The following is a 20793-nucleotide window of genomic DNA, read 5'->3' on the forward strand; positions in this document are numbered from 1 at the left end:
GTTTGGAATCTCCCGTTACCGGACCTGCCGGGCGGGGGTTCTTGGCTATGGTCCTCCCCTTGGGTCCTCCCCTGCACAAGCCTCAAGCCACGATCGGAGTTGGGGACATTGACGGCCTCCCCTGGTGACGGAGAGCACGCGGCCCGCGAGGGCTACTACCCCGACCCGTCCATCCCCGGGTACGTCCGGTACTGGAACGGCGCGTCCTGGGTCCCGGGTACGAGCCGTCCCGCCGCCGCGGTCTCCACTGCCGTCCGGGTGGAGGAGACGGGGCCGGTCTTCCTGGACGAGACCTGGGGCTCCGCCGTGGGCGCCGCCGGTTACGGGGATGGCGGTGCGGGCCGGCTTCGGGACTCCGCCCCGAGCCCGGCGTGGGGCGGAGCCCCGCAGGCGGGCCCCGGCCCGGCCGGCCGTGAGCCGGGCCAGGCCCTGCACGGCGGTGCCGGCGGCGCGGGTGCGGACTGGGGGTACGGCGCCGACGCGGGCGCCGGGCCGGGGGCCGGGCCGGGCTGGGGTCCCGGGGCCGGTACCCCGGGCGGTGGCGGGGCCGATGTGTGGGACTGGGGTTCCGGAGCGCAGCCGGGCCGAGAGCGGGGCGCCAGCGGTGCCGGCGCCGGGGCCGAGCCGGGCCGGGGCCCGGGCGGTGGCGGGGCGGTGGGCGAACCCGGCCGGGGGCCGGGCGGGTGGCAGGTCGATCCCGTTCACCAGGCCGGCTTCGGCGGGCCCCGCGACGCGCGGGTCTCCTGGGGCGACCCGGCCGAGCCCGAGCCCGGCCGGCCCGCCGGGATCTCCCTGGCCCGGCCCGCGGCCGCCGCCACCGCGCAGCGGCTCCCGGCGCAGGCCGCCGCCGAGAGCGTCGGCATCCTCTCGGCCCGCCCGCCGGCCTGGCCCGACGCCCCGGGCGCCGGCACCTCGGGCCTCACCTCCAGCTGGCCGGAGGCCACCCCGGAAGCCCCGCCGCAACGGCCGCAGCCGCAGCCGGCACACCGGACCCCCGAGCCGGCCCCCGACCCGGTGCGCCCCGCCGAGCCGGAGCCCCGGGACGCCGGGGCGGCAGGGGTCCGCGCGCGGGAGCGCCGCGCCCCGGAGCCCGCACCCGAGCCGGGACGCCGGGCCCCCGGGGCGCCCGAGGGGCCCGCGCCCTCGGGGTCCCGCGCGGCCGCCCCCGTACCGGAGGCACCCGCGCGGGAGGACAGCCGGGCCGTCTTCGAGCGGATGGCGGAGCGGGCCGTGCGGCCCGCCGGGCTGGGGCGGCGGGGGGTGGCACGGCTGCTGGACTCCCTCGTGCACACCGCCGTCGCAGCGGCCGTCACGGTGCCCGTCGTACCCCGGGTGACGGCCCACCTGGAGGCGAAGGTCGACGCCGCCCGGGCGAGCGGGCGCACCACCACCGTGTACCTGCTCGACGCCACCACCGCCGGGTACCTGGGCGTCGTACTCGGTGCGGTCCTGCTCTTCGGCGTCCTCTACGAGGCCCTGCCCACCGCGCGTTGGGGCCTCACCCCGGGCAAGAAGCTGCTCGGCGTGCGCGTGCTGGCCACCGCCACCCTGCGCCCGCCCGCCTTCGGCGCGGCCCTGGGCCGCTGGCTCGTGTACGCCTTCCTGGGGCTGCCGGGCAGCCTGTGGTGCCTGGTGGACCGCCCCCGCCGGCGGGCCTGGCACGACCGCGCCGCCGGGACGTTCGTGACCCGCTGACGGGCGGCGGGTGCCGCCGCGACGGCCCGTGCCCCGGACGGACGCGGCCGCGTTGCGGGCCGCGCGGAGCCGGGTTCGACTCGGGCCATGAGCACCGACCAGCCGCCGCCGGGCCAGCCCCCCGAGGACGACCCGTTCCTCAAGAAGCCCCACGAGCCGACGCCCCCGTCGGGCGGTTCGCCGTACGGCTCGCCGCCCCCCGGCGGCGGCGGTTACCCCCCGCCCCCGCCGCCCGGCGGCGGCTATCCGCCGCCTCCGCCCCCGCCCCCGTACGGCGGCGGGCCCGGAGACCCGTACGGCGGCGGGGGCGGCTACGGCATGCCCGATCCGCTCGCCGGGATGCCCCCGCTCGCGGACTTCGGCAAGCGGCTCGCCGCCCGCGTGATCGACCTGCTGATCGTCGGCGTACCGCTGTTCCTCATCCAACTGCCCTTCGGATCCCGGCGGTACGTCGTGGACACCGAGAAGGGCGAGGACGTCACCGAGGTCATCACCAAGTCGTACGGCGGCACGGGCCTGTTGTGGACGCTGGTCACGATCGTCGCGTACGTCGGCTACGACTGGTGGTTCACGCACAAGAACGGGCGGACCGTCGGCAAGAGGGCCATGGGCCTGCGCGTCGCGATGCTCAACGACGGCAGCGTGCCGCCGTCCGGCCCCGCGCTCGGCCGCGGCATCGTGCTCTGGGTGCCGACGCTGGTGTGCTGCTTCTGCCTGTGGCCGCTCGCGCTGATCGTGTCGATGCTCGTCGACAAGCCGTACCGGCAGGGGCTCCACGACAAGGTGGCCAAGACGGTGGTGGTCACCGCGACCTGAGCCGGATCCCTCGCCACGAGGGCACGCGCGGGCGGCCGACCCCGGTGGGGGGCGGCCGCCCGCGCCGGTGTCCGGTCAGTGGTGGACGGGGTGGTCCGCGGAGGCGGTCCGGGGCTCGGGCACCCGGGCGGCACCCGCCCCCGCCGCCGACCCGTCCCGCGCGGCGGAACCCCCGGCGGAACCCCCGGCGGAACCCGCCGCGGGCGCCCCGCCGCGCCGAGCCGCGTGCCGGCCGCGCCGCCGCGGGAGCGGCACGGTGAGCGCGACCAGCAGGCCGAGGGCGAGCGCGGCCGCGGAGATGACCGCGACCCCGATCCCGGTGCTCGTCTGCGAGAGCAGCAGCATGGCGATGGTCGACACGACGACGGTGGCGGAGCCGTAGGCGAGCTGTGCGGCAGTCGGACGCGGCATGGCGTTTTCCGTCCTCAAGGCGTGGAGGGTGGGAGTCGCATCGACAGATCGCGCACGCGTCAAGTGACTCCCGGAAGGGATGCCCGGACGAAGCAACAGGTAAGCGTGACCTTACCCACGGTGTCGGGGCACGGAGGGGCGCACGGCGTCGCACGGTGTCGCACACCCGCTCTCGGGACCCGTCAAGCGGAGGCCTTCGCCCCGGATGGGGCCGTATGGCGACGGAACGTCCGAATAGCGGAACTCGCTGACCGCATAGTGCAGTTGTAAGGAAGAAGTCAAGGTCTGTCTTTTCTTTAGACTCTCCGGTCAAATGTCGTCACTTGAGACGCGCGCCGCGCGGAACCCCCCACTCCTACGGAGATGTTCCGACCTACGTCGCGGCCGCGGGAGGGGAACGACATCAAGTGACCGGAAACTCCACCAGGCGTCGCGCGCTGCGCGCCGCCGCCGTCGGCGTGACCCTGGCCGCCACCGCGGCCTCGGGCGCCTTCTTCACCACGGCCCAGGCCACCACCGCGTGGGGCAGCGACGCCCCGGCGGTCGACAAGCAGGACCCGAGCTCCCCCGCGAAGGAGCAGGTCCAGCACAACCTGGAGACCCCGTTCAGCAAGCAGAACGCGCAGGCGCGCGAGGCTGCCCTTGACCAGGTGCTGGCGGGCAAGAAGAACGTCGAGCAGCGCGGGGCCTCGAAGGTCGTCAAGCTCGACGACAAGAAGTACGTCGAGCTGGGCCGCGAGAAGACCGACAAGATCTTCACGATCCTCGTCGAGTTCGGCGACCAGGTCGACAGCACGACCATGATCGACCCGGACGGCCCCGGCCCGCTGCCGGCCGAGCAGAAGTACGGGGGCACCCCCGGCCCGCTGCACAACACGATCGCGCAGCCCGACCGCGCGACGAACAACAGCACGGCCTGGCGCAAGGACTTCAGCCGTGACTACTTCCAGGACCTGTACTTCGGTACCGGCCAGGGCAAGGACTCGCTGAAGACCTACTACGAGAAGACCTCCTCGGGTCGCTACTCGGTCGAAGGCGAGGTCGCCGACTGGGTCAAGGTCCCGTACAACGAGGCCCGTTACGGCTCGAACTGGTGCCGCCAGACCAACTGCAACAACGTGTGGGACACCGTCCGCGACGGCGTCACCGCGTGGACCGAGGCGCAGAAGAAGGCCGGCAAGACCGACGCCCAGATCAAGGCCCAGCTGGCGCAGTACGACCAGTGGGACCGCAACGACTTCGACGGCGACGGCAACTTCAACGAGCCCGACGGCTACATCGACCACTTCCAGATCGTCCACGCGGGCGAGGACGAGTCGGCCGGCGGCGGCGCGCAGGGCAAGAACGCGCTGTGGGCGCACCGTTGGTACGCCTACGGCACCGACCTCGGCAAGACCGGTCCGGAGAACAACAAGGCCGGCGGTACCCAGATCGGCAACACCGGCATCTGGGTCGGCGACTACACGATGCAGCCGGAGAACGGCGGCCTCGGCGTCTTCGCGCACGAGTACGGCCACGACCTCGGTCTGCCGGACCTCTACGACACCTCCGGCGGCGGCGAGAACTCGGTCGGCTTCTGGTCCCTGATGTCGGCCGGCTCCTGGCTCGGCAACGGCAAGGACTCCATAGGCGACCTCCCGGGCGACATGACCGCCTGGGACAAGCTCCAGCTGGGCTGGCTGAACTACGACACGGCCAAGGCCGCGACGAAGTCCACCCACAAGCTGGGTGTCTCGGAGTACAACACCAAGGACAAGCAGGCGCTGGTCGTCGAGCTGCCGAAGAAGCAGGTCAAGACCGACATCGTCGCTCCCGCCGAGGGCTCCTCGCAGTGGTGGAGCCAGATGGGTGACGACCTCAAGAACACCCTGACCCGCACGGTCGACCTGACCGGCAAGAAGTCCGCCGCCCTCTCCCTCAAGGGCTGGTGGGACATCGAGGCCGAGTACGACTTCCTCTACACCGAGGTGTCCACGGACGGCGGGGCCACCTGGCACGCGCTGGCCGGCACCGCCGACGGTGCGGCCATCCCGGCCGACGCCTCCGGCAGCCCGTCGCTGACCGGTGCCTCCGGCGCCTGGAAGTCGCTGAACTTCCCGCTGGACGCCTACGCGGGCAAGAAGGTCGACCTCCGCTTCCGCTACCAGACGGACGGCGGCGCGGGCGGCAAGGGCTTCACGGCCGACGCCGTCACCCTGACCGCGGACGGCGCCACGCTGTTCACCGACGGCGCCGAGAACGGCGACAACGGCTGGACCGGCAAGGGCTTCGAGCGCATCGGCGGGGGCTTCACCAAGGAGTACCCGCAGTACTACATCGCCGAGAACCGCCGCTACGTCTCGTACGACTCCACCCTCAAGGTGGGCCCGTACAACTTCGGCTGGGCCAACACCAAGCCGGGCTGGGTGGAGCACTACCCGTACCAGGACGGCCTGCTGATCTGGCTGTGGGACAAGTCCCAGAAGGACAACAACACGAGCCAGCACCCGGGCTCGGGTCTGATCCTGCCGATCGACGCCAACGCCAAGCCGATGAAGTGGTCGGACGGCACCCTGCTGCGGAACAAGATCCAGCCGTACGACGCCACGTTCAGCGCGTACTCCACGGACGCGTTCACCCTGCACAACAAGGGCGAGTCGCTCTTCGTCAAGCCGAAGCCCGCGAACCTGGTCTTCGACGACCACAAGGGCAAGTACTACTACGACGAGAACCCGACCGGTTCGGTGAAGGTCGCTGACACCAACACCAAGATCAAGATCGCGAAGGAGACCTACGACGGCCTCCAGATGACGATCGAGGTCGGCCCCGCCGCCAAGTAGTCAAGCAAAACCGCAGGTCAAAGCATGATCGGCCGTCGCCCTCTAGCGGGCGGCGGCCGATCGCGTTTAGATGCGGGGACGACTGTTCTTATTGACGGGGGAGCTGAGGATCATGCCCGGTGGAGGTTTCGTCAGACTGCCAGGCGGCAGCGTGGTGGTCGCGCTCACGCTGCCGAGGCCGTCCGGCGACGGCGGCGACGTACGCGTGCTGGTGCACGCCGTGAACCGGGCCCGCGCCCTGACCAGGCTGCGGAACCTCGGGATGCGGGCGGTGTACCTGAGGGGCAACGCACAGCCCCCCACCCCGGACGAGGTCACCGCCGTCCTGCACCACCCCGACGGCCTCCTGTGGCGCGGCGCCCCGGATCCCGGCCAGGAGCTCTGGCACCCGATCCGCGCCCTCCTGGGCGGCTGAGGGGGCCGAGGGGGCCCAGGGGGCTCTCAGCCGCCCACCAGGGTCACGCCGGCCGCGCGGAGCTCCTCCAGGGCCTTCTCGGTGGTGTGGGGGGCCACGCCGGCCGTCAGGTCCAGCAGGACGCGGGTGGTGAAGCCGGCGCGGGCGGCGTCGACGGCGGTGGCCTTCACGCAGTGGTCGGTGGCGATGCCGACCACGTCGACCTCGCTCACGTGCCGGTCGCGCAGCCACTCGGCGAGGCCCTGGCCGTTCTCGTCGGTGCCCTCGAAACCGCTGTACGCGGCCTCGTAGGCGCCCTTGTCGAAGACGGCGGCGACGGCCCCGGAGGCGACGGCGGGGGCGAAGTTCGGGTGGAACCCGACGCCCTCGGTCCCCGCGACGCAGTGCACCGGCCAGGAGTTCTCGTAGTCCGGCTCGGCCGGGGGCCGCGCGAAGTGGGACCCGGGGTCGACGTGGTGGTCCCGGGTCGCCACGACGTGCCGGTAGCCGGGGGTGGTCTGCCCGATCAGCTCCGTGATCGCGGCGGCGACGTCGGCCCCGCCGGTGACCGCGAGGCTGCCGCCTTCGCAGAAGTCGTTCTGTACGTCGACGACGATCAGTGCGCGGTGCATGTCGCGTGTCCTTCGGGTCGGTGTCTGTGGTTCGGTCCGGCGGGCCCCGCGGGGCCTCTTCCCCCGTCCGGCCCCGTCCCGAAACGGGAAGGCCCCGCCGGGCCCGCCCGCTACGCGTATTCCGTGGGGAGCACGGCCTCGCCGCGGGAGAGCTGGGCCGCCGAGAGCGGGAGCCCCGCCCTGGCCGCCCGGTGGCGGTCGCGCGCGGCCTCCAGCGGCTCGCGGGCCACCACCTCGCCCGCCTTCACCAGCTGCACCAGCAGCTGCGAGCCGGCCAGCGCGGCCGGCACCGGCCCGGTGCCGACGACCTCGGCCTCCGCGACCCCCTCGGCGTCCCGCCGGCGCGCCGCCCACTTGCGGCCGCCGACGGACGTCTTGCCGCCCGAGGACTTCTTCGCCACCGCCACCAGCGGTGCCTTCGGGTCCGCCGAGGCCGCCCGCGCGACCAGCTTGTAGACCATCGAGCAGGTCGGGTGGCCGCTGCCGGTCACCAGCTGCGTGCCCACCCCGTACGCGTCCACCGGCGCCGCCGCCAGCGAGGCGATGGCGTACTCGTCCAGGTCGGAGGTGACCACGATCCGGGTGCCCGTCGCGCCCAGCTCGTCCAGCTGCTGCCGCACCCGGTGCGCGACCAGCAGCAGGTCCCCGGAGTCGATGCGCACGGCGCCCAGGTCCGTCCCGGCGACCTCCACGGCCGTCCGCACGGCCTCGGCGACGTCGTACGTGTCCACCAGCAGGGTGGTCCCGCTGCCCAGCGAGGCGACCTGCGCGGTGAAGGCGTCCCGCTCGCTGTCGTGGACGAGGGTGAAGGCGTGCGCAGACGTCCCGACCGTCGGGATGCCGTACCGGAAGCCGGCCGCCAGGTCGGAGGTGGAGGTGAAGCCGCCGACGTACGCGGCCCGCGAGGCCGCGACCGCCGCCAGCTCGTGGGTGCGGCGCGCCCCCATCTCGATCAGCGGTCGGTCGCCGGCCGCCGAGGCCATCCGGGAGGCGGCCGCGGCGATGGCGGAGTCGTGGTTGAGGATCGAGAGGACGACCGTCTCCAGCAGCACGCACTCGGCGAAGCTGCCCTCGACCCGCAGGACGGGCGACCCGGGGAAGTAGACCTCCCCTTCCGGGTATCCCCAGATGTCACCCGAGAAGCGGTACGACGCCAGCCAGTCCAGCGTCCGCATGTCGACGACGGCGCGCTCCCGCAGGAACTCCAGCACCGCGCCGTCGAAGCGGAAGTTCTCCACGGCGTCCAGGACGCGCCCGGTACCGGCCACCACCCCGTAGCGCCGCCCCTCGGGCAGCCGCCGGGTGAAGACCTCGAAGACCGAGCGGCGTTCGGCGGTGCCGTTCGCCAGGGCGGCCTGCAGCATCGTCAGCTCGTAGTGATCCGTGAAGAGCGCTGTCGACGGCACGTCCACCGGCAGGCCCAGGTCCGCAGGGTTCATGCCACGGATGCTAGCGCACATTTCGTCAAAGTGACGAGATGTAGGGGCCCGTTTGTGCGACCGGCCCGTCACAGTGGCAGCATGGGACAAGTGAGTGTTGCTCCTATTGAGATCGAACGCACCGAATCGGCCGAGGAGACCTTCGCGGTCCCCGAACCGGACGTCCCGTGGGTGACCCTGGTGCACAACGACCCGGTCAACCTCATGAGCTACGTGACGTACGTGTTCCAGGCGTACTTCGGATACCCCAAGGACAAGGCGACCAGGCTGATGCTCGACGTCCACAACAAGGGCAGGGCGGTCGTCTCCAGCGGCACCCGCGAGGAGATGGAGCGCGACGTGCAGGCCATGCACGGCTACGGGCTCTGGGCGACCCTCTCGCAGGACCGCAACTGATGGGCGGCGTGTTCGAGCCGCTGAAGGGCGGCGGGGCCGCGGTGGCCCTGGACGAGATCGAGATCTCCATCCTGCGCTCGCTGGCCGTGCAGCTGCTGGAGCTGATCGGCCCCGGCGAGCCGGAGCCCGCCGCGGACGCCGACCCGCTGGCCGTGCTGTTCGCCTCCGACGGCCCCACCGAACCCCCGGCCGACCCGGCGCTCGCCCGGCTCTTCCCCGACGCCTACGGGGGCCCCGGCGGCCCGGGCTCCGGGGAGGATCCCGAGGAGCTGCGGGCCCGCTCGGCGGAGTTCCGCCGCTTCACCGAGAACGACCTGCGCAGCCGCAAGCGGGAGGACGCGCTGGCCGTCGTGCGCAGCCTCGACTCCCTCACCCCGGCCGGCGACGGCGCGGCGGTGCTGGAGCTGACCGGCGAGCTGCCGCTGCGCTGGCTCGGCGCGCTCAACGACCTCCGGCTGACCATCGCGGCCCGGCTCGACATCACCGAGGACGACGAGAGCGCGGTGCTGTTCCGGCTGCCGGACGACGACCCGCGCAAGCCGATGGTGATGGCGTACCTCTGGCTCGGCGGCCTCCAGGAGACGCTCATCGAGACCCTCTGAGACGGGCCCGTCCGCCCCGCGGACGCCACCTCGCGCGCGTGTTCGCTCAGCGGACGCTCAAATCCGGATAACGATCAGATCACCGCCATGCGGTGATCTGATCTTTTTGCGCCGCCATGTCCTGATATTGCCGTGCCCTGCGTCACTTTTCCGCCCTTCTCCCACCCCCGAGCACGTGATAGATCTTCACGACCGCCGACGGGACGCCACCCATGTCCCCCGGCCCGCTTGAACCGGCTGACCGCCGGCGTGCAACTCCATCCGTATCCGGGGGGATCGAGGAACCCGATCCGCAGCCGTCAGAGGCGCGGGTCGGCGTGGAGAAAGGCGCACCAAAACATGACCTCTGTGCAGGTCGAGCAGCACGACAGGACGCCCGGCGAGGGCGGTCAGGGCGAAGGCGACGGGGAGGGCTACCACCGGGCGCTCGGAGCCCGCCAGATCCAGATGATCGCGATCGGCGGAGCCATCGGCACCGGCCTCTTCCTGGGCGCCGGCAAGGCGATCTCCAAGGCGGGACCGAGCCTGATCCTGGCCTACGCCATCGCCGGACTGGTCATCTTCTTCATCATGCGGGCCCTGGGCGAGCTGCTCATGTACCGGCCCGTCTCCGGTTCCTTCTCGGACTACGCCCGCGAGTTCCTGGGCCCGTTCTGGGGGTACGTCACCGGCTGGACCTACTGGCTGTTCTGGGTGGTCACCGGCATCACCGAGGTCACCGCGGCCGCGCAGTACATGTCGTACTGGACCCACGACAGCTTCCCGCAGTGGGCCTACGCGCTGATCTTCACGGTCATCCTCTACGCCGCCAACCTGATCTCCGTGAAGCTCTTCGGCGAGCTGGAGTTCTGGTTCTCGATGGTCAAGGTCACCGCCATCGTCGGCATGATCCTGATCTGCGCCGGCATCCTCACCATCGGCTTCTCCGACGCGGCCGACACCGCCTCCGTCTCCAACCTGTGGAACGACGGCGGCTTCTTCCCCAAGGGCATCGGCGGCACGCTGATGACCCTGCAGATCGTGATGTTCGCCTTCCTCGCGGTCGAGCTCGTCGGCGTCACCGCCGGCGAGTCCAAGGACCCCGAGAAGACCCTGCCCAAGGCCATCAACACCGTGCCGTGGCGCATCGCCGTCTTCTACGTCGGCGCGCTCATCATGATCCTGTCGGTCGTCCCGTGGACGCACTTCCAGCCGGGCGTCTCGCCCTTCGTCGCCGCCTTCGAGCGCATGGGCCTGGGCATCGGCGCCGCGATCGTCAACTTCGTCGTGCTGACCGCCGCGCTGTCCTCCTGCAACTCGGGCATGTACTCCACCGGCCGCATGCTGCGCGACCTGGCGCTCAACGGCCAGGGCCCGAAGGTCTTCACCAAGCTCACCAAGAGCGGCACCCCGCTCATCGGCACCACCTTCTCCGCCGCGCTGATGCTGGTGGGCGTCTGGATCAACTACGTCGCCCCGGGCAAGGCCTTCGACTACGTCGTCTCCTTCGCCACCATCTCCGGCATGTGGGCCTGGATCATGATCCTGGTCTGCCAGATCCGCTACCGGTCCAAGTCCGACCGCGGCGAACTGCCGAAGTCCGCGTTCCGCGCCCCCGGCGCCCCGTACACGAGCTGGTTCGCGCTGCTCTTCATCGGCATGGTCATCGTGATGATGGGCGCCGACAAGGACTCCCGCGTCTCGCTGTACTGCGCCCCCCTGTGGGGCCTGATCCTGGGCGTCTCCTACCTGGCCTCCAAGAACCGCGGCCAGGGCGGCGACACCTCCGTGAAGGTCTCGCTGAGCGTGGACGTCTGACGCCACGGACTCCGTGTCCACCATTCGGGCCCTCCCGTACCACTCCTCGGTACGGGAGGGCCCGTCTGCTTATCCTGTGGCTCATGCTGACCCTCACCCAGGCCCTGTACGACCAGATCGTCGAGCACGCCCGCAAGGACCACCCGGACGAGGCATGCGGCGTCGTGGCCGGACCCGCGGGCACCGGCCGCCCCGAGCGGTTCATCCCGATGCTCAACGCGGCCCGCTCGCCCACGTTCTACGAGTTCGACTCGAAGGACCTGCTCAAGCTCTACCGCGAGCTCGACGACCGGGACGAGGAGCCCGTGATCGTCTACCACTCGCACACCGCCACCGAGGCCTACCCCTCGCGCACCGACGTCACGTACGCGAACGAGCCCGGCGCGCACTACGTCCTCGTCTCGACGGCCGACCAGGACGGCCTCGGCGAGTTCCAGTTCCGCTCCTACCGGATCGTCGACGGCGTGATCACGGAGGAAGAAGTGCAGGTCGTGGCCGCCTACTGACCACTATGTGAGCCGACGGCGTCCACGATGCGGGATCACACTCCAAACACCGGACCGGGAATCGTTAACATGACCGCATGGTTTCCCACGACGTGAGCATCGAGATGCCCGGCAGGCTGCTGCTCGTGGCGCGGCTGCACGTCGACCTGTGCCGCCTCGCCAGCGCCATCTGTCCTGCCGTCTGAGCACCGGGCCCCTTCCGCGCGGGGGCTGCACCAACGCGCGCCCGCACACTTCTTCGCCCCCTTCACGACACTGGAGCCTGCCATGGCCATCGAGGTCCGCATCCCGACCATCCTCCGCACCTACACCGACGGCGAGAAGGCCGTGAACGGCGAGGGCGCCACCCTCTCCGAGCTGTTCGCGGACCTGGACACCCGCCACCAGGGCATCGAGGCGCGCATCGTCGAGGACGGCAAGCTGCGCCGCTTCGTCAACGTCTACCTCAACGACGAGGACGTCCGCTTCATCGACGGCATCTCCACCGCCCTCAAGGACGGCGACAGCGTCACCATCCTCCCGGCCGTGGCCGGCGGCTCGAAGTAATGCGCTACGACTCCCCGCTCGCGGCGGTCGGCAACACCCCGCTCGTGCGCCTGCCCCGGCTGTCCCCCTCGGAGGACGTCCGGATCTGGGCCAAGCTGGAAGACCGCAACCCGACCGGCTCGATCAAGGACCGCCCCGCGCTCCACATGGTCGAGCAGGCGGAGAAGGACGGCCGCCTGTACCCCGGCTGCACCATCCTGGAGCCCACCTCCGGCAACACGGGCATCTCGCTCGCCATGGCCGCGAAGCTCAAGGGCTACCGGATCGTGTGCGTGATGCCGGAGAACACCTCGCAGGAGCGCCGCGACCTTCTCGCGATGTGGGGAGCCGAGATCATCTCGTCGCCGGCCGCGGGCGGCTCGAACACCGCCGTGCGGGTGGCGAAGGAGCTGGCCGAGCAGAACCCCTCCTGGGTGATGCTCTACCAGTACGGCAACCCGGACAACGCGGGCGCCCACTACGCCACCACCGGCCCGGAGATCCTCGCCGACCTCCCGTCGATCACCCACTTCGTGGCGGGCCTGGGCACCACCGGCACCCTCATGGGCGTCGGCCGCTACCTCCGCGAGAACGTGCCCGGCGTGAAGATCGTCGCCGCCGAGCCGCGCTACGACGACCTCGTCTACGGCCTGCGCAACCTCGACGAGGGCTTCGTCCCCGAGCTGTACGACGCCTCGGTGCTCACCACCCGCTTCTCGGTCGGCTCGGCCGACGCGGTGACCCGCACCCGTGAACTCCTCCAGCAGGAGGGCATCTTCGCGGGCGTCTCCACCGGAGCCGCGCTGCACGCCGCGATCGGCGTGGGCCGCAAGGCGGTCGCCGCCGGCGAGTCCGCCGACATCGTCTTCGTCGTGGCCGACGGCGGCTGGAAGTACCTGTCGACCGGCGTCTACACGGCGGCGACCACCGAAGAGGCCATCGAGGTCCTCCAGGGACAGCTCTGGGCCTGAGGCCCCCGTACGCACGGCACGCACCGGACGCCGCCGGCCCCCGCAGCACGCGGGGCCGGCGGCGTCGGCGTTTCGCGGTTCACCCGTTCGGCCCTCTCGGGGTCGCCCGCCCCGCCCTGCGCGCGCAGGCTCGGAACCGACCGGTTTCCCAGCAGCAGGAAGGTCGTCGACATGACCACCACCCCGGGCGGAAACACCCCCTCGACGCCTGCCGGTACACACGGCCGGGGGCAGCATTCCTCCAGCGCGTGGGCCGGCGGGGGCGTCATCTTCGCCGGCGTGCTGATGGCCGTCGGCGGCGTCGTCGGCGTCCTCGAGGGCATCGCCGCCCTCGCCAAGGACGACGTCTACCTCCCCGTCGGCGACTACACCTTCAAGTTCAACCTCACCTCGTGGGGCTGGATCCACATCATCATCGGCGTGATCGTCTTCATCGTCGGCGTCGCGATCCTCAAGGGCCTCCACTGGGGTCGCATCGCCGGCGTGATCGTGGCCGCCGTCTCGGTCCTCGCGCACTTCCTCTGGCTGCCCTACCAGCCGCTGTGGGGACTCATCTCGATCGCCTTCGGCGTCTTCATCATCTGGGCCCTGTGCACGGACGACCGCACCGAGACGCTGATCTGACCGCCCCGCCTCCGGCCCCCCGCCGCCGCGCCCGCCGTACGCCGCCGGGCGCGGCGGTGCGCGGACGGCCGCGTCAGCGGCCGCCGCCCAGCAGCTCCGCGAGCACCGCCGCATGGCTGCCGTCCGGGTCCTTGACCGCCGTCACCAGGGTCAGCGGGCCCGCCGCCGCCAGCTCCCGCAGCCGGTCCAGGCCCTCCAGCGCCGCGGGGGCCGCCAGCTCTGCCTCGTACCGCACCCGGAACTCCTCCGGCGAGCCGCCCGCGTGGAACCACTTGCGCAGCTCCGCCGACGGGGTCACCTCCCGCGGCCACTCTCCCCCAGCTACCGCTGGGAGGTGCCCCCACACCGCGGCCGCCTCCTTCGACAGCCCGCGCGGCCACAGCCGGTCCACGAGCACCCGTACGCCGTCCGCCCCCGGTTCCGGGGGATCGTAGACACGCCGCAGCCGGATCACTCCGCACCGCCTCCCAGCCCCTTGGCCTCGTCCCACAACACCGGGTCCAGTGTCCCCACCGGCGTGCGGAACTCCCACAGCGACACCTCCTCGGGCCGGTCCGCCTCCAGGAAACCGCCCCGCCCGTGCCACCCGGCCATCCCCGGCGGCACCGGGATCACCCCGGCCCGCCGGTCGTCGTACTTCCCGGCGATCCACGCCACCCGCGCCCGCTCCCGGTGTGCCCGCACGGCCAGCACCAGGCAGGTCCGGCCGTCCGCCAGCCGCCACAGCTCACCCGGCCGCACCCGCGGCGGCGGCGCCGGCCCGTGGGGCGGCGGCGCCACCGCCACCGCCGTGGCCCGCCGGGGGAGCAGCACCACCACCGCCACGGCGACCGCCGCCACCACGGCGGGCCACCACGACGTGTCCATATTCCGACCGTAGCCGCGCACGCCGCCCCCGGCACGGCAACGCCCGTGCCCCCCATCGCTCTGCTGGGTGACACCACAGGTGATTCCCCCCACAACGGCCCGCCGCGGAGGAGCGACCGGAGGTTTCGCGCCTTACGCTCGACCCACGCACGGCCCGCATTCCGTCCACGGACCGTCCCCGGAGGTTCACGCTCCATGAAGCTCACCGTCGTCGGCTGTTCGGGGTCCTTCCCGGCCGCGGATTCGGCATGTTCGAGCTATCTCGTCGAGGCCGACGGCTTCAGGCTGCTCCTCGACATGGGCAACGGCTCCCTCGGCGCGCTCCAGCGCCACTGCGGTCTCTACGACCTCGACGCGATCTTCCTGAGCCACCTGCACGCCGACCACTGCATCGACATGTGCGCGTACTTCGTGGCCCGCTACTACCGGCACGAGGGCGGCCGCTGCGGCACCATCCCCGTCTACGGCCCCGAGGGCACCGAGCAGCGCCTGACCACGGCGTACGAGGACGTCCCGGACGAGCGTTCGATGAGCGAGGTCTTCGACTTCCGGACCCTGAAGTCCGCCGTCTTCGAGATCGGCCCGTTCACGGTCCGCACGGAGAAGGTCTGCCACCCGGTCGAGTCGTACGGCATCCGCGTCGAGCACGGCGGCCGCGTGCTGGCGTACTCCGGCGACACCGGCGTCTGCCCCGAGCTGGGGACGCTGGCGGAGGGCGCCGACCTGTTCCTGTGCGAGGCCTCCTTCACGCACGGCAAGGAGGAAATCCCGGACCTCCACCTCAACGGCCGCGAGGCCGGCGAGTACGCCCGCGACGGCCGGGTCGGACGGCTCGTGCTGACGCACATCCCGCCGTGGACGGACGCCGCGCAGAACCTGGCGGACGCCAAGGCGGTCTACGACGGCCGCGTCGACCTCGCGCACGCGGGCGCCGTCTACGAGGTCTGAGGCTCCGGGAGCACGCCGGCAACGACGGAGCCCCCGCCCTCCCTTCCGGGAGAGCGGGGGCTCCGTCGCGTAGTTGCCGCCTACGAAACTGCGGGGGCGCGGAGGCCGCGGGGCCTTACTTGGCCTCGGCCTTCGCCAGCTCGGCGAGCTCCTCGTCGGACTCGCGGCCCGGAGTGGGGAGGTTCCACTTGGTGATCGCGAAGCGGAAGACCGCGTAGTAGAGGGCCGCGAAGCACAGGCCCACCAGGACCAGCATCCACGGCTTGGTCGCGATGCCGAGGTTCAGGAAGAAGTCGATCGCGCCGGCCGAGAAGCCGAAGCCGTCCTTCATGCCGAGCGCCCAGGTCAGGGCCATGGACACACCGGTCAGGACCGCGTGGACCGCGTACAGCACCGGGGCGATGAACATGAAGGTGAACTCGATCGGCTCGGTGACACCGGTGACGAACGCGGTGAGCGCGAGGGAGAACATCATGCCGCCGACGACCTTGCGGCGCTCGGGGCGGGCGCAGTGGACGATCGCGAGGCAGGCCGCCGGGAGGGCGAACATCATGATCGGGAAGAAGCCGGTCATGAACTGTCCGGCGCTCGGGTCGCCGGCGAGGAAGCGGCCGATGTCGCCGCTCTTGCCGTTGTACTCGCCCGCCTGGAACCACGGGAAGGAGTTGAGCAGGTGGTGCATGCCGACCGGGATCAGCGCACGGTTGGCGACACCGAAGATGCCCGCGCCGACGGCGCCGGAGCCGACCAGCCACTCACCGAGGCCGTGGATGCCCTTGCCGAGGACCGGCCAGATCAGACCGAAGACGATGCCGATGAGCAGACCCGCGAAGGCGGAGAGGATCGGGACGAGACGGCGGCCGCCGAAGAAGCCCGCCCAGTCCGGCAGCTTGGTCCGGTAGAAGCGCTGGTAGAGCAGGGCGACGACGAGGCCCATCACGACACCGCCGAGGACCTTGGCGTCCACGGGCGCCTCGACCATGACGATCTTGCCGTCGGCCACCTTGGCGATCTTCGGCAGGCTCGAGTCGGTGAAGGTGGCGAGCACCTTCTGGAAGACCAGGTAACCGGTGACGGCGGCCAGGGCCGTCGAACCGTCGGACTTCTTGGCGAAACCGATCGCGATGCCGACGGCGAACAGCAGCGCCATGTTGCCGATGATCGCGTCACCACCGGCCGCCATGTAGGTGGCGATCTTGTTGATGAAGTCCGGCAGCGACGCCTTGCCGAGCATGTCGTCCTGGCCGAGGCGGATCAGCAGAGCGCCGGCCGGCAGCACGGCAACGGGGAGCATGAGGCTCCGGCCGATGCGCTGCATGACGGCCATCACGCCAGCGCCCTTCTTCTTCTCCGCAGCGGTCGCTGTGGACATGGGTTCCTCCAGTGGACAAGGCGCTGCCTGGGGACATGGAAAATGGGGGTGGCGGCGTCTCGGAAGTGGGGGACCAATGGCTGCTCGGCAGCTGCATGGTCTACACCATTGGGTGGTGTAGACCAGTTGTAGCACGGTCGGGGTTAGATAAGGAACCTTCGATTTTGTGTGGCCTGCGCCACAGGAAGAAGGGCCTCCGGATCATTGGATCCGAAGGCCCTGGCCTTGTGTCACAAGGGGCGCTACGCCTTGGTGTTCTCCGCCTCCATCGCCGCGATCTCCTCGTCCGACTCCCGCCCCGGCGTCGGGATGTTCCACCGCGTGATCGCGAACCGGAACACCGCGTAGTAGACCACCGCGAAACCCAGCCCGATCGGGACGATCAGCCACGGCTTCGTCGCCAGACCCCAGTTGATGACGTAGTCGATCAGACCGGCCGAGAAGCTGAACCCGTCGTGCACCCCCAGCGCCCACGTCACCGCCATCGACACACCCGTCAGCACCGCGTGCACCACGTACAGCGCCGGCGCCACGAACAGGAACGAGTACTCCAGCGGCTCCGTGATCCCCGTGACGAACGAGGTCAGGCCCACCGACAGCATCAGCCCGCCCACCTCCTTGCGCCGCTGCGGCTTCGCACAGTGCGTGATCGCCAGCGCCGCCGCGGGCAGGGCGAACATCATGATCGGGAAGAAGCCCGACAGGAACAGACCCGCGTTCGGATCGCCCGCCAGGAACATGTTGATGTCACCGTGCACCGTCGTCCCGTCCGGCTTCGTGTAACTGCCGAACTGGAACCACACCGGCACGTTCAGGAACTGGTGCAGACCGATCACCAGCAGCGCCCGGTTCGCCACCCCGAAGATGCCCGCACCCCAGGCACCCAGCCCCACCAGCCAGTCCGAGAAGCTCTCCAGCGCGTCACCCACCGGCGGCCAGATCCACAGGCACAGCGCCGCGAACCCGATCGCCACGAACGACATGATGATCGGCACCAGCCGCCGGCCGTTGAAGAAGCCCAGCCAGTCCACCAGCTTCACCCGGTGGTACCGCTGCCAGAACCACGCCGCCAGCAGCCCCATCACGATCCCGCCGAACACCCCCGGGTTCTGGTACGCGTACCCCGCGAAGGTGTCCGTCGGCGTCAGGCACCCGCCCCCCACGTCCTTCGTCCCCGACGGGCACGGCTTCGGGAACGCGTGCAGCACCCCCCGGTACACCAGGAACCCCGCCACCGCCGCCAGCGCCGTCGAACCGTCCGCCTTCTTCGCCATCCCGATCGCGACACCCACGCAGAACAGCAGCGGCAGGCCCAGGTCCGCGTCCAGCAGCGCCCCGCCCGCCCCCGCCATCACCTTCGCGACGGCCGACCAGTCCAGACCGTCCTTGCCGAACACGTCCGGCTGCCCCAGCCGGTTCAGGATGCCCGCCGCCGGCAGCACCGCGATCGGCAGCTGCAGGCTGCGCCCCATCTTCTGCAACCCCTGGAACAAGCCGTTCCACCACTGCCTGCGCGGCACCGCCGCTGCGCTGCTCGCGCTCATCCGCTTCCTCCCTGGCCCGGCCCGTTTTGGCGGTCGCAGTACGTGCGGCACACTGGTGTAGACCAGTTGTGGGCAGGCTGCTGCTGATCGTCATCCTTCGGCAGGCGTCCGGCTCGCGCTCGCGCAGATAGGCCAACCGTGAGCAACGTGAGCTAACGTGACGAAGAGGACGCAGCGGGTAGCCGGCCGGCCACGGCCGCAAAGACTCGTCCTTCGAAACACTCAGGGAGAAACACATGGCCACCAAGGCTGAGAAGATCGTCGCCGGGCTCGGCGGCATCGACAACATCGAAGAGGTCGAGGGCTGCATCACCCGCCTGCGCACCGAGGTCGCCGACCCCTCCCTCGTCGACGAGGCCGCCCTCAAGGCCGCCGGCGCCCACGGCGTCGTCAAGATGGGCACCGCCATCCAGGTCGTCATCGGCACCGACGCCGACCCGATCGCCGGCGAGATCGAAGACATGATGTGAGCTGAGCCCACGGCTCGGCACAGCACCACCAGGACCCCGTCCCGGCCGCACCGGACGGGGTCCACGCGTACCCCCGCACCGACTAGGCTCACAGCCATGTCTCGCATCGACGGCCGCACGCCCGAACAGCTCCGCCCGGTCACCATCGAACGCGGATGGAGCAAGCACGCCGAGGGCTCCGTCCTCATCTCCTTCGGAGACACCAAGGTCTTCTGCACCGCCTCCTTCACCGAAGGCGTCCCGCGCTGGCGCAAGGGCACCGGCGAAGGCTGGGTCACCTCCGAGTACTCGATGCTGCCCCGCTCTACCAACACCCGCGGCGACCGCGAATCCGTCCGCGGCAAGATCGGCGGCCGCACCCACGAGATCTCCCGCCTCATCGGCCGCTCGCTGCGCGCCGTCATCGACTACAAGGCCCTCGGCGAGAACACCATCGTCCTGGACTGCGACGTCCTCCAGGCCGACGGCGGCACCCGCACCGCCGCCATCACCGGCGCCTACGTCGCCCTCGCCGACGCCATCGCCTGGGGCCAGGGCAAGAAGCTCATCAAGGCCGGCCGCAAGCCGCTGACCGGCACCGTCGCCGCCGTCTCCGTCGGCATCGTCGACGGCGTCCCCCTCCTCGACCTCTGCTACGAGGAGGACGTCCGCGCCGAGACCGACATGAACGTCGTCTGCACCGGCGACGGCCGCTTCGTCGAGGTCCAGGGCACCGCCGAGGGCGAGCCCTTCGACCGCAAGGAACTCAACGCCCTCCTCGACCTCGCCGCCGGCGGCTGCGCCGACCTGGAGGCCCTCCAGCTCGGCGCCCTGGACCTCCAGGCCCCGTAGCAACCGCCGGGCGCGGGCGCGCGTCTACCCGGGTACGGGCGCACGGTCTCACGACCGTGCGCCCGTCCACGCATCCGAGCTTGGGGGGACCCGAATGAAGCCGAAACTCCGCATCGCCGCCGTAGCCCTCGCGGCCGCCCTCGCCGTCCCGGCGGTGACCGCCTGCGACGCCATCTCCACCGCCATGGACTGTGCCAACACCGCCGTCGCCATCGCGGACAGCGTCAACAACCTCCAGCAGGCCGTGTCCAACGCGGGCAACAGCATCCAGGACACCCAGAACGCGCTCGACCAGATCGACACCAACCTCAAGAAGATCAAGGACACGACGGGCAACGCCGACCTCGGCAAGGCCGTCGACTCGATGAGCACGGCCGTCAAGAACGTCCGCACCGCCGTCAACAACGGCGACACCACCCCCGACGTCAAGCCGATCGCCGACGCCGCCGCCGAGATCACCAAGGTCTGCACCCCGGGATAATGGGGGCATGACCCGCCTGATCCTCGCGACCCGCAACGCGGGCAAAGTGACCGAGCTCCGCGCCATCCTGTCCGCCGCCGGCCTGCCGCACGAGCTGGTCGGCGCGGACGCGTACCCCGAGATCCCGGACGTCAAGGAAACCGGCGTCACCTTCGCCGAGAACGCCCTCCTCAAGGCCCACGCCCTCGCCCGGGCCACCGGCCACCCCGCCATCGCGGACGACTCCGGCCTCTGCGTCGACGTCCTGAACGGCGCCCCCGGCATCTTCTCCGCCCGCTGGGCCGGCGCCCACGGCAACGACAAGGCCAACCTCGACCTCCTGCTGGCCCAGCTGGGCGACATCTCCGACGAACACCGCGGCGCCCACTTCTTCTGCGCGGCCGCCCTCGCCCTCCCGGACGGCACCGAACGCGTCGTCGAAGGCCGCCTCCTGGGCACCCTCCGCCACACCCCGGCGGGCGGCGGCGGCTTCGGCTACGACCCGATCCTCCAGCCCCTGGGCGACACCCGCACCTGCGCGGAACTGACCCCGGACGAGAAGAACGCCATCTCCCACCGAGGCCAGGCCTTCCGCGGCCTGATCCCGGTCCTGCGGGAACTGCTGGGCTGAGGCCCTCGGATGTGCCGACGGCCCTGTACCCGGATGCGGGTAC

General features: G+C 71.2%; 23 protein-coding genes and 1 pseudogene. 17 read left to right on the forward strand and 7 right to left on the reverse strand.

Annotation, left to right across the window (positions count from 1 at the left end):
• Positions 1–108 precede the first annotated feature (108 nt).
• Complete coding sequence (locus tag ACQKM2_RS07845; protein ID WP_427707449.1) at positions 109–1695, forward strand: RDD family protein; 1587 nt, start codon at positions 109–111, stop codon at positions 1693–1695.
• An 87-nt stretch (positions 1696–1782) separates the two neighbouring features.
• Positions 1783–2511, forward strand: a complete 729-nt coding sequence (locus ACQKM2_RS07850; protein WP_427707451.1) for an RDD family protein — start codon at positions 1783–1785, stop codon at positions 2509–2511.
• A gap of 75 nt (positions 2512–2586) precedes the next feature.
• On the opposite strand, the gene ACQKM2_RS07855 is transcribed toward ACQKM2_RS07850, so the two are convergent.
• Complete coding sequence (locus ACQKM2_RS07855; RefSeq protein WP_427707453.1) at positions 2587–2922, reverse strand: hypothetical protein; 336 nt, start codon at positions 2920–2922, stop codon at positions 2587–2589.
• A 407-nt stretch (positions 2923–3329) separates the two neighbouring features.
• Between ACQKM2_RS07855 and ACQKM2_RS07860 the strand changes: the two genes are divergently transcribed.
• Positions 3330–5741, forward strand: coding sequence for an immune inhibitor A domain-containing protein (locus tag ACQKM2_RS07860; RefSeq protein WP_427707455.1), 2412 nt, complete (start codon positions 3330–3332; stop codon positions 5739–5741).
• Between the two features lie 112 nt (positions 5742–5853).
• On the forward strand, positions 5854–6156 hold the full coding sequence (locus ACQKM2_RS07865) for a hypothetical protein (RefSeq protein WP_125816760.1): 303 nt from the start codon (positions 5854–5856) through the stop codon (positions 6154–6156).
• Positions 6157–6182: 26 nt separating this feature from the next.
• Here the strand turns inward: ACQKM2_RS07865 and ACQKM2_RS07870 are convergent, their stop codons facing one another.
• Entirely contained in the window at positions 6183–6767 is a 585-nt protein-coding gene (locus tag ACQKM2_RS07870) for a nicotinamidase (protein ID WP_427707458.1), read from the reverse strand.
• 110 nt (positions 6768–6877) lie between these two features.
• Entirely contained in the window at positions 6878–8206 is a 1329-nt protein-coding gene (locus ACQKM2_RS07875; RefSeq protein WP_427707460.1) for a nicotinate phosphoribosyltransferase, read from the reverse strand.
• 81 nt (positions 8207–8287) lie between these two features.
• On the opposite strand from ACQKM2_RS07875, the gene clpS reads away from it, so the two are divergent.
• The 8 genes from clpS to ACQKM2_RS07915 all read left to right on the forward strand — a co-directional run bounded on the left by clpS (position 8288) and on the right by ACQKM2_RS07915 (position 13627).
• Entirely contained in the window at positions 8288–8602 is a 315-nt protein-coding gene (clpS, locus tag ACQKM2_RS07880; protein ID WP_125596099.1) for an ATP-dependent Clp protease adapter ClpS, read from the forward strand.
• Entirely contained in the window at positions 8602–9204 is a 603-nt protein-coding gene (locus tag ACQKM2_RS07885; protein WP_427707462.1) for a DUF2017 domain-containing protein, read from the forward strand. Before clpS ends, ACQKM2_RS07885 begins: the two co-directional genes overlap by 1 nt.
• A 339-nt stretch (positions 9205–9543) precedes the next feature.
• Positions 9544–11001 (forward strand): amino acid permease, encoded by a 1458-nt coding sequence (locus tag ACQKM2_RS07890; RefSeq protein WP_427707464.1) that lies wholly within the window; start codon positions 9544–9546, stop codon positions 10999–11001.
• Positions 11002–11084: 83 nt separating this feature from the next.
• On the forward strand, positions 11085–11507 hold the full coding sequence (locus tag ACQKM2_RS07895; RefSeq protein ID WP_007264348.1) for a Mov34/MPN/PAD-1 family protein: 423 nt from the start codon (positions 11085–11087) through the stop codon (positions 11505–11507).
• A 77-nt stretch (positions 11508–11584) separates the two neighbouring features.
• The gene (locus ACQKM2_RS07900) at positions 11585–11692 is read left to right on the forward strand and encodes a putative leader peptide (protein WP_427707468.1); all 108 of its coding nucleotides are present in this window, start codon (positions 11585–11587) and stop codon (positions 11690–11692) included.
• A gap of 82 nt (positions 11693–11774) precedes the next feature.
• A complete protein-coding gene (locus ACQKM2_RS07905; RefSeq protein WP_007264347.1) occupies positions 11775–12053 on the forward strand; it encodes a MoaD/ThiS family protein in 279 nt (92 codons plus the stop codon).
• On the forward strand, positions 12053–13003 hold the full coding sequence (locus ACQKM2_RS07910; RefSeq protein ID WP_401245883.1) for a PLP-dependent cysteine synthase family protein: 951 nt from the start codon (positions 12053–12055) through the stop codon (positions 13001–13003). The genes ACQKM2_RS07905 and ACQKM2_RS07910 overlap by 1 nt, the downstream gene beginning before the upstream one ends.
• A gap of 171 nt (positions 13004–13174) precedes the next feature.
• Positions 13175–13627 carry a DUF7144 family membrane protein gene (locus tag ACQKM2_RS07915; RefSeq protein ID WP_427707470.1) on the forward strand — a complete coding sequence of 151 codons (453 nt, stop codon included), beginning with the start codon at positions 13175–13177 and terminating at the stop codon, positions 13625–13627.
• Between the two features lie 73 nt (positions 13628–13700).
• Here the strand turns inward: ACQKM2_RS07915 and ACQKM2_RS07920 are convergent, their stop codons facing one another.
• Positions 13701–14081: a DUF488 domain-containing protein gene (locus ACQKM2_RS07920; RefSeq protein ID WP_427707473.1), complete on the reverse strand. Its 381-nt coding sequence runs from the start codon at positions 14079–14081 to the stop codon at positions 13701–13703.
• Positions 14078–14494 (reverse strand): hypothetical protein, encoded by a 417-nt coding sequence (locus tag ACQKM2_RS07925; RefSeq protein ID WP_427707475.1) that lies wholly within the window; start codon positions 14492–14494, stop codon positions 14078–14080. The genes ACQKM2_RS07920 and ACQKM2_RS07925 overlap by 4 nt, the downstream gene beginning before the upstream one ends.
• Before the next feature lie 195 nt (positions 14495–14689).
• Between ACQKM2_RS07925 and ACQKM2_RS07930 the strand changes: the two genes are divergently transcribed.
• Positions 14690–15442 (forward strand): MBL fold metallo-hydrolase, encoded by a 753-nt coding sequence (locus ACQKM2_RS07930; protein WP_427707477.1) that lies wholly within the window; start codon positions 14690–14692, stop codon positions 15440–15442.
• Between the two features lie 115 nt (positions 15443–15557).
• On the opposite strand, the gene ACQKM2_RS07935 is transcribed toward ACQKM2_RS07930, so the two are convergent.
• Both ACQKM2_RS07935 and ACQKM2_RS07940 read right to left on the reverse strand, forming a co-directional pair.
• Entirely contained in the window at positions 15558–16814 is a 1257-nt protein-coding gene (locus ACQKM2_RS07935; RefSeq protein ID WP_427707479.1) for a PTS transporter subunit EIIC, read from the reverse strand.
• 242 nt (positions 16815–17056) lie between these two features.
• On the reverse strand, positions 17057–18358 hold the full coding sequence (locus ACQKM2_RS07940; RefSeq protein ID WP_427707481.1) for a PTS transporter subunit EIIC: 1302 nt from the start codon (positions 18356–18358) through the stop codon (positions 17057–17059).
• A 218-nt stretch (positions 18359–18576) separates the two neighbouring features.
• On the opposite strand from ACQKM2_RS07940, the pseudogene ACQKM2_RS07945 reads away from it, so the two are divergent.
• From ACQKM2_RS07945 to rdgB, 4 genes and pseudogenes are all read left to right on the forward strand, one after another.
• Positions 18577–18828: pseudogene (locus tag ACQKM2_RS07945) on the forward strand (glucose PTS transporter subunit EIIB); the annotation flags it as partial.
• A 96-nt stretch (positions 18829–18924) separates the two neighbouring features.
• Complete coding sequence (rph, locus tag ACQKM2_RS07950) at positions 18925–19659, forward strand: ribonuclease PH (protein ID WP_427707483.1); 735 nt, start codon at positions 18925–18927, stop codon at positions 19657–19659.
• Positions 19660–19753: 94 nt separating this feature from the next.
• Positions 19754–20140 (forward strand): hypothetical protein, encoded by a 387-nt coding sequence (locus ACQKM2_RS07955; protein WP_427707485.1) that lies wholly within the window; start codon positions 19754–19756, stop codon positions 20138–20140.
• Between the two features lie 7 nt (positions 20141–20147).
• Positions 20148–20750 carry an RdgB/HAM1 family non-canonical purine NTP pyrophosphatase gene (gene rdgB / locus ACQKM2_RS07960; RefSeq protein WP_427707487.1) on the forward strand — a complete coding sequence of 201 codons (603 nt, stop codon included), beginning with the start codon at positions 20148–20150 and terminating at the stop codon, positions 20748–20750.
• Positions 20751–20793 lie beyond the last annotated feature (43 nt).

The sequence above is a fragment of the Streptomyces sp. NPDC004126 genome (assembly GCF_050275515.1).
Classification (GTDB): Bacteria; Actinomycetota; Actinomycetes; order Streptomycetales; family Streptomycetaceae; genus Streptomyces.